Source organism: Novosphingobium sp. (assembly GCF_041905565.1).
GTDB lineage: Bacteria > Pseudomonadota > Alphaproteobacteria > Sphingomonadales > Sphingomonadaceae > Novosphingobium.
The window spans coordinates 385,831-392,188 of sequence record NZ_JAYRKX010000001.1 but is presented as its reverse complement, the minus strand read 5'-3'; the positions used below and the strand labels follow the sequence as shown (position 1 = coordinate 392,188).

The 6,358-nt window shown below is 66.4% G+C and carries 9 protein-coding genes and 1 tRNA gene; 1 reads left to right on the top strand and 9 read right to left on the bottom strand.

Features of this window, described 5'->3' with window-relative positions; all coding sequences use genetic code 11:
* Nucleotides 1-126: 126 nt before the first annotated feature.
* The gene (locus tag ACE3N9_RS01940) at nucleotides 127-849 is read right to left on the bottom strand and encodes a queuosine precursor transporter (RefSeq protein WP_374280312.1); all 723 of its coding nucleotides are present in this window, start codon (nucleotides 847-849) and stop codon (nucleotides 127-129) included.
* 60 nt (nucleotides 850-909) lie between these two features.
* On the opposite strand from ACE3N9_RS01940, the gene ACE3N9_RS01935 reads away from it, so the two are divergent.
* Nucleotides 910-983 (top strand) — tRNA-Arg (locus tag ACE3N9_RS01935).
* 380 nt (nucleotides 984-1,363) lie between these two features.
* On the opposite strand, the gene ACE3N9_RS01930 is transcribed toward ACE3N9_RS01935, so the two are convergent.
* The 8 genes from ACE3N9_RS01930 to ACE3N9_RS01895 form a co-directional block, all read right to left on the bottom strand.
* Nucleotides 1,364-2,164, bottom strand: coding sequence for an NUDIX domain-containing protein (locus ACE3N9_RS01930; RefSeq protein ID WP_374280310.1), 801 nt, complete (start codon nucleotides 2,162-2,164; stop codon nucleotides 1,364-1,366).
* Nucleotides 2,165-2,494: 330 nt separating this feature from the next.
* Nucleotides 2,495-2,821, bottom strand: coding sequence for a Grx4 family monothiol glutaredoxin (gene grxD, locus ACE3N9_RS01925; protein WP_374280308.1), 327 nt, complete (start codon nucleotides 2,819-2,821; stop codon nucleotides 2,495-2,497).
* A 20-nt stretch (nucleotides 2,822-2,841) separates the two neighbouring features.
* Nucleotides 2,842-3,075: a BolA family protein gene (locus ACE3N9_RS01920; protein WP_374280306.1), complete on the bottom strand. Its 234-nt coding sequence runs from the start codon at nucleotides 3,073-3,075 to the stop codon at nucleotides 2,842-2,844.
* Between the two features lie 6 nt (nucleotides 3,076-3,081).
* Nucleotides 3,082-3,405, bottom strand: a complete 324-nt coding sequence (locus ACE3N9_RS01915) for a DUF1476 domain-containing protein (protein ID WP_374280304.1) — start codon at nucleotides 3,403-3,405, stop codon at nucleotides 3,082-3,084.
* Nucleotides 3,406-3,529: 124 nt separating this feature from the next.
* A complete protein-coding gene (locus tag ACE3N9_RS01910) occupies nucleotides 3,530-4,528 on the bottom strand; it encodes an NADPH:quinone oxidoreductase family protein (RefSeq protein ID WP_374280302.1) in 999 nt (332 codons plus the stop codon).
* Nucleotides 4,525-5,130: a 3-isopropylmalate dehydratase small subunit gene (gene leuD / locus ACE3N9_RS01905; RefSeq protein WP_374280300.1), complete on the bottom strand. Its 606-nt coding sequence runs from the start codon at nucleotides 5,128-5,130 to the stop codon at nucleotides 4,525-4,527. Before leuD ends, ACE3N9_RS01910 begins: the two co-directional genes overlap by 4 nt.
* Complete coding sequence (locus tag ACE3N9_RS01900) at nucleotides 5,130-5,306, bottom strand: hypothetical protein (RefSeq protein ID WP_374280298.1); 177 nt, start codon at nucleotides 5,304-5,306, stop codon at nucleotides 5,130-5,132. Before ACE3N9_RS01900 ends, leuD begins: the two co-directional genes overlap by 1 nt.
* A gap of 63 nt (nucleotides 5,307-5,369) precedes the next feature.
* Nucleotides 5,370-6,347, bottom strand: coding sequence for a quinone oxidoreductase (locus ACE3N9_RS01895; RefSeq protein WP_374280296.1), 978 nt, complete (start codon nucleotides 6,345-6,347; stop codon nucleotides 5,370-5,372).
* Between the last annotated feature and the right edge of the window lie 11 nt (nucleotides 6,348-6,358).

Sequence of the window (6,358 nt, the reverse complement as noted above, 5' to 3'; positions counted from 1 at the left end):
CGGCAGAATGGCTTCCATCTCGAACGAAAATTCCCTTGGAAAGGCAACCAGCCTTCCCGGCGGGAATTTCCGCCCGATATGTTCGCCATTCTGCCGCCTCGAAGGTGCGGTGCATGGGGCCTGACCCTAAACCGCATCCGCCTTGGCAAAGGGCGAGAAATCGGTGCCGTCGTCGAATACGTCGACGCCTTCGCGCGCCTTGAACCAGCCGACCACGGCATAGGTCACCGGCGTCAGTAGCGCTTCCCACAGCACTTTCAGCAGCCAGTTGGTGACCATCACGGTCAGCACCTGCTGGGTCGACCAGATCCCGAAGAAGGCGATGGGGTAGAAGATCAGACTGTCGACCGCCTGGCCGAACACGGTCGAGCCGATCGTGCGGCTCCACAGGTGCCGGCCGCCGGTCAGCAATTTCATCCTGGCCATGACGAAGCTGTTGACGAATTCGCCCGCCCAGAACGCCAGCACCGATGCGGCGACGATCCGCCAGGTGTTGCCGAACACGCTTTCATAGGCGGCTTGCCCATCCCACCCGGCGGCGGGCGGCATGGCGACCACGACAAAGCTCATGAAGGCCATGAACAGCAGCGCGGCAAAGCCGGTCCACACGCAGCGGCGGGCATTGGCATAGCCGTAGACTTCGGTCAGCACGTCACCCAGGACATAGCTGATCGGGAAGAACAGGATCCCCGCGCCAAAGGTAAAGCCCTGGACCGTGGCCAGCTTGCTTGCCCCGATCAGGTTCGACAGCAGCAGGATCGCGACGAAGGCCGCCATCAGGTAGTCGAAATAGCGGAAATGCCGGCGCGCGCCGGCCTGGCCATCGAGGCGGGAAAGGGCTTGGGTCATGAAAACCAGCCTAACCCCGTTTGCACGCCGCGCAAACCCTGCCTATGAGGGCACCCGCGCGCGCCCGTAGCTCAGCTGGATAGAGCACCTGCCTTCTAAGCGGGGGGGCGCCGGTTCGACCCCGGCCGGGCGCGCCCCCCGGGGCCGCCCCGCGGGGGGGGCGGGGTCTGGCGGGTCCTCAAAGGTTCGAACTTTCGGAGTCGGAGCCCCGCAAGGGGCGGAGACGGCGCCGACCCGCAAGGGGCGGCGTCAATCCTGCCGGGCGCGCCAGACCTTGCCGCCTGACAGGGGCGATGCGGTTTTTCGGCACCGATCTGCGTCAAAATGAACCGAAACGGCTCTATCAGCGCAACTTTTCCGCGAAAATAGCACTTCGGGCGCAGGCTTGTGACTTCCGTCACAGTAAGCGGAACGCATATTACCCTAGTCCGGTGTTGCGACCCGACCGGCGGTGGCCCTTCTGCCGCCGGCACCTACAGCCCCCTCGTGCGAATGCGCATGAGGGGGTCTTTTCTTAGCCGCGTGCGGCGGTTTCCAGCTTTTCGCCCAGCACCGGATAGCCGGTTTCGCCCGGAATCATCAGCCAGGGTTCGCCATCGCGCAGTTCCATGAACGGCGTGATCATCTGGCTGGGGAACACCGCGACATGGGCCAGGGCATCGTCGAAGCTGTGGAACTGCGCGAGCCGTTCCAGATTGCGGCGGGTCGGAAAGATCACCTTGATCTTGCCGCTATCGGCCAGATCGAGCGCCCCTTGCGCGCTGGCCCAGAACAGGTGGGTGTTCTCGGTCGAATCGACCAGCAGTTCGACCGCGCCGGTGCCGAGGTCGGCCAGGTAGAAGCGGGTGTCGAACACGCGCACTTCGCGGTGCTTGGGCCGCCAGCGGGCGAAGGGCACCAGCATTTCAAGGTCCAGTTCCCAGGCCATCTCGGTCAGCACCGGGGCGAGTTCGCCTCCTTCGAGCAGCAGGGCGCGGGCGCGGCGCGCCTCGTCCAGAGTGGCGCGCTGGCGGATGCCGACGGCAAGGCCCGTTTCCTCCAGCGTTTCGCGCACGGCGGCGATCCGTGCGGCGAGCTCGTCGCGCGCGTCATCATCGGAGGCGCCCAGCGCCAGGGCGAACGTGCGGTCCGCCTCGTCAACCCGTCCGCCCGGAAACACCGCTGCCCCGCCGGCAAAGGTCATGCTGGCGGATCGTTCGACCATCAGCAGTTGCGGCGGTCCGCCTGCCGGATCGTTGCGGAAGATCACCAGCGTGGCGGCGGGCGTGGCCGGGGGCGCTTCGCCGCCGGTATCGAAGATTGCTTTGACATCCATCTCGCCGCGCAGAGTGAAATAGGCCCGGCGCTTTGCCAAGCGCAAATTAGGCCTTTTTCGATCGGGCCTTGTCGGAAAATCTTACAGGTGCGGCGCTCCGTTCAGGGGTGAAAAATGACAATTTCCTGAAAAACAACGCAATTCGAAATTTGGCACGGTGCCTGCATAGTAGCTGGCACCCCCAAGCAGTCTCGACTGAGGCGGGGCCGCCTCCTGGTCTCCGCGGCCCCGCCTCCCCGAGAACTCCCACCCAGACAGCACCGGCACAAACGCAAACAGGCGCGCATTGCTGCGCGCCTGCGGTGAATTGCGGCAAGTGGGGCGGGGGGATCAGCCCTGGGCGAGGCCCGCGTCGGCCATCAGCTGTTGCAGTTCGCCAGCTTCGAACATTTCCATCATGATGTCGCTGCCGCCGACGAATTCACCCTGCACGTAGAGCTGGGGGATGGTCGGCCATTCGGAGAACTGCTTGATCCCCTGGCGCACTTCCATGTCCTGGAGCACGTCGACGCTTTCATAGGGCACGCCGAGGTGATCGAGGATCGCCACGGCGCGGCTGGAAAAGCCGCACTGCGGGAACAGCGGGGTGCCTTTCATGAACAGCACCACCGGATTGGTGTTGACGATATCCGCAATGCGGGTCTGGGCGTCGGACATGCGTTATTCTCCTCGCCGCCTCAATTGGGGACGGCGGTGGTCAGTTGCAAGGCGTGCAGTTCGCCGCCCATGCGATCGCCAAGGGCGGCATAGACCAGCTTGTGCTGGGCAATCCGCGGCTTGCCGGCAAAGGCGGCGGAGACCACGTGGGCGGCCCAGTGATCGTTATCGCCGGCCAGGTCGGTCATGGTGACCTGGGCGTCGGGCAGCGCGGCCTTGATCAGCGCCTCGATTTCGGAGGCGGGCATGCCCATCGCGGGTCAGCCTTCGCCCATCAGCATGCGCTTGGCTTCGACCGCCTTGGCGTCGAGCGCGGCGCGCACGTCGGCTTCGCTGACGTCGAGCCCGGCCGAGACCAGATCGCCCAGCAGCTTGCGGATCACGTCCTCGTCGCCCGCTTCCTCGAAATCGGCCTGGACCACGCTCTTGGCATAGGCTTCCGCTTCGACCGCGGAGAGGCCCATGCGTTCGGCCGCCCACTGGCCCAGCAGCCGGTTGCGGCGGGCCTGGATGCGGAAGTGCATTTCCTCGTCATGGGCGAACTTGGCTTCTTCGGCGCGCTCGCGGTCGTTGAAATCGGTCATTTGGGCCTCTTCGGGTTCAACGGTCGGTGCGGGGCCCGGCAATGTGGGCCGGGCACCGCACCGGAAGGAATCGCCGCAGCCCTTACACGCCGCACCGGCAGAGGCAAGGGCCGAGGCGGCAGGGTCAGTCCATCGTCACCACGACCTTGCCCACCGCCTTGCGGCTGGCGAGCAGGGCAATGGCTTCACCGCCGCGTTCGAGCGGGAAGGTTGCCGAGACGCGCGGGCTGATCTTGCCAGCTTTGAGCAGTTCGAACAGCTTGGCGATGTGGGCGGCGTTGGCCTTGGGTTCGCGCGCCACCCAGGCGCCCCAGAACACGCCGCACACGTCGCAGCTTTTCAGCAGCGTCAGGTTGAGCGGCAGCTTGGGAATACCGGCAGTGAAGCCGACCACGCAGAACCGGCCTTCCCAGGCGATCGAGCGCAGCGCGGGTTCGGAATAGTCGCCGCCGATGATGTCATAGACCACGTCCGCGCCGTTCGGGCCGCAGGCGGCCTTGAACGCATCGGCCAGCGCCTTGGACTGGTCCTTGTCGAGCGGGCCATAAGGATAGACCACCACGTCGTCCGCGCCGTGTTCGCGCGCAACCGCGCCCTTTTCCTCGCTGGAAACGGCGGCGATCACCCGCGCGCCATAGGCCTTGCCCAGTTCCACCGCCGCCAGGCCGACGCCGCCGGCCGCGCCCAGCACCAGCAGGGTATCCCCCTCCTTGAGCTTGCCGCGATCGAGCAGGCCATGCATGTTGGTGCCATAGGTCATGATCAGCGAAGCGCCGGTTTCGAAGCTGACGCCATCGGGCAGCGGCCACAGCCGCGCGGCATCGACCACGATTTCCTCGCACATCGCGCCGCTGCCGGTGCTGGCGATCACGCGGTCGCCAACCTTCCAGGCGGTGACGCCTTCGCCCACGGCATCGACGATCCCGCTGGCTTCGCCGCCGGGCGAGAACGGCCGCGGCGGCTTGAACTGGTAGAGGTCCTGGATGATCAGGACGTCGGGAAAGTTGACCGAGCAGGCCTTGACCCGCACGCGGACCTGGCCGGGGCCGGGCTCGGGGCTGACGACTTCATCGAGCGTCAGGGTTTCGGGACCCCCCGCCGCGTGGCTGCGCAGTGCCTTCATGCTGCTTGTACTCCCTGCGGCCGGGCCAGCCATGACAGCTCGCCCGAAGCCTTGTTTTCATAGGCGGCGATAGCGTCGCCGCGCGCAAGGGTCAGGCCCACTTCGTCAAGGCCGTTGAGCAGGCAGTGCTTGCGGAACGGATCGATTTCGAAAGTGAAGCGGTCCTGGAAAGGGGTGGTGACGACCTGGTGTTCCAGATCGATGGTGATCGGATCGGTCTGCGCGACTTCCATCAGCCGGTCGACCGCCTCCTGCGGCAGGACCACGGTGAGGATCCCGTTCTTGAACGCGTTGCCCGAGAAGATGTCGGAAAAGCTGGGAGCGATCACGGCGGTGATGCCGAGGTCGAGCAGCGCCCAGGCGGCGTGTTCGCGGCTGGAGCCGCAGCCGAAATTGTCCCCCGCGATCAGGATCGGCGAGCCCTTGAACTCAGCCGAATCGAACAGGTTATCGGGATCTTCGCGCAGGGTTTCGAAGGCGCCGCGGCCCATGCCCTCGCGCGTGATGGTCTTGAGCCACTTGGCCGGGATGATCACGTCGGTATCGACGTTCTTGCGCCCGAACGGGATCGCGCGGCCGGATACTTCCTTGAGGGGTTCCATCAATCGGTCTCCGGTGCGTCGTTGGGGGAAGCCTTGGCGTCGCCCTTCTTGCGGCGCGAGGCATAGAGCAGCGCGGCAGCCAGCGCGGCCGAGCCAATCGCCGCGCCGGCCAGGGCGGCCTTGCCGGTCCAGGTGCTCTTTTCGCCCTTTTCGGGCTTGTCGGGGGTGTCGCTCATCTTTTTCCTATGTCCATGCCGGGGCCCCGGTTCAAGGGCCGCGCTGCAAAATTGTTCTGCTGGTCAGGGCAGCAGCAGGGTCGATCCGGTGGTCCGCCGCGCCTCCAGGTCACGGTGGGCCTGGGCGGCGTCGAGCAGCGGATAGGTTTGCCCCACGGTCACCTTGACCGCGCCCGAGCCGACCATTTCCCACAGCCGCGCCGCGCCGGCCTGCGCTTCCTCGGGTAGTTTGTAATAATCGTAGACCCCGGGGCGGGTGACGAACAGCGAGCCGCGCACCTGCAGGTCGCGCAGGGCAACGCCGGTCACCGGGCCGCTGGCATTGCCGAAGCTGGCAATGATCCCGCGCGGTCCCGTGCAGTCGAGCGAGGTCTGCCAACTGGCCGCGCCGACGCCGTCATAGCTGGCGCGCACCCCGCGCCGGTCGGTCAGGTCGCGAACCTTGGCGACCAGATCGGGATCGTCCGAAAGAAACACTTCCTCGGCCCCGCACGCGCGGGCCAGTTCAACCTTGTCCGCACTGCCTACCGTGCCGATCACCCGCACCCCGCGCGCTTTCAGCCATTGCAGCAGCAGTTGCCCGACGCCGCCCGCCGCCGCCGGGACCAGCGCCCATTCGCCGGGCTTGAGCGGGGCGCAGCGTTCCGCCAGCATTTCCACGGTCGCGCCTTTCAGCAAGATGGCGGCGGCGGTGCGGCTGTCGATATTGTCGGGCAGGGGCAGCAGGTCCGCCGCCTTGACGATCCGCGCCGTGGCATAGGCGCCGGGCGCGCCGCCAAAGCTGGCCGCACGCATCCCGGGCTTGAGGTGGCTCACCCCTTCGCCCACCGCCTCGATCACTCCGGCGGCTTCGAACCCCAGCCCGCCGGGCAGGCGCGAGGGATACAGTCCGGTGCGCAGGTAGGTGTCGATGAAGTTGAGGCCGACCGCCTCGTGCCGGATCAGCGCTTCGCCGGGGCCGGGGGCGGGCAGATCGACCTCCTGCCACTGGATCACTTCGGGGCCGCCGGTCTGGTGGATCACTGCCTGGACTGCACGCATCGTCTTCTCCT

Coding starts and splice junctions, on each gene's coding strand:
- ACE3N9_RS01940 (WP_374280312.1), bottom strand. CDS start 849: ATGACCCAAGCCCTTTCCCGCCTCGATGGCCAGGCCGGCGCGCGCCGG.
- ACE3N9_RS01930 (WP_374280310.1), bottom strand. CDS start 2,164: ATGGATGTCAAAGCAATCTTCGATACCGGCGGCGAAGCGCCCCCGGCC.
- grxD (WP_374280308.1), bottom strand. CDS start 2,821: ATGTCCGACGCCCAGACCCGCATTGCGGATATCGTCAACACCAATCCG.
- ACE3N9_RS01920 (WP_374280306.1), bottom strand. CDS start 3,075: ATGGGCATGCCCGCCTCCGAAATCGAGGCGCTGATCAAGGCCGCGCTG.
- ACE3N9_RS01915 (WP_374280304.1), bottom strand. CDS start 3,405: ATGACCGATTTCAACGACCGCGAGCGCGCCGAAGAAGCCAAGTTCGCC.
- ACE3N9_RS01910 (WP_374280302.1), bottom strand. CDS start 4,528: ATGAAGGCACTGCGCAGCCACGCGGCGGGGGGTCCCGAAACCCTGACG.
- leuD (WP_374280300.1), bottom strand. CDS start 5,130: ATGGAACCCCTCAAGGAAGTATCCGGCCGCGCGATCCCGTTCGGGCGC.
- ACE3N9_RS01900 (WP_374280298.1), bottom strand. CDS start 5,306: ATGAGCGACACCCCCGACAAGCCCGAAAAGGGCGAAAAGAGCACCTGG.
- ACE3N9_RS01895 (WP_374280296.1), bottom strand. CDS start 6,347: ATGCGTGCAGTCCAGGCAGTGATCCACCAGACCGGCGGCCCCGAAGTG.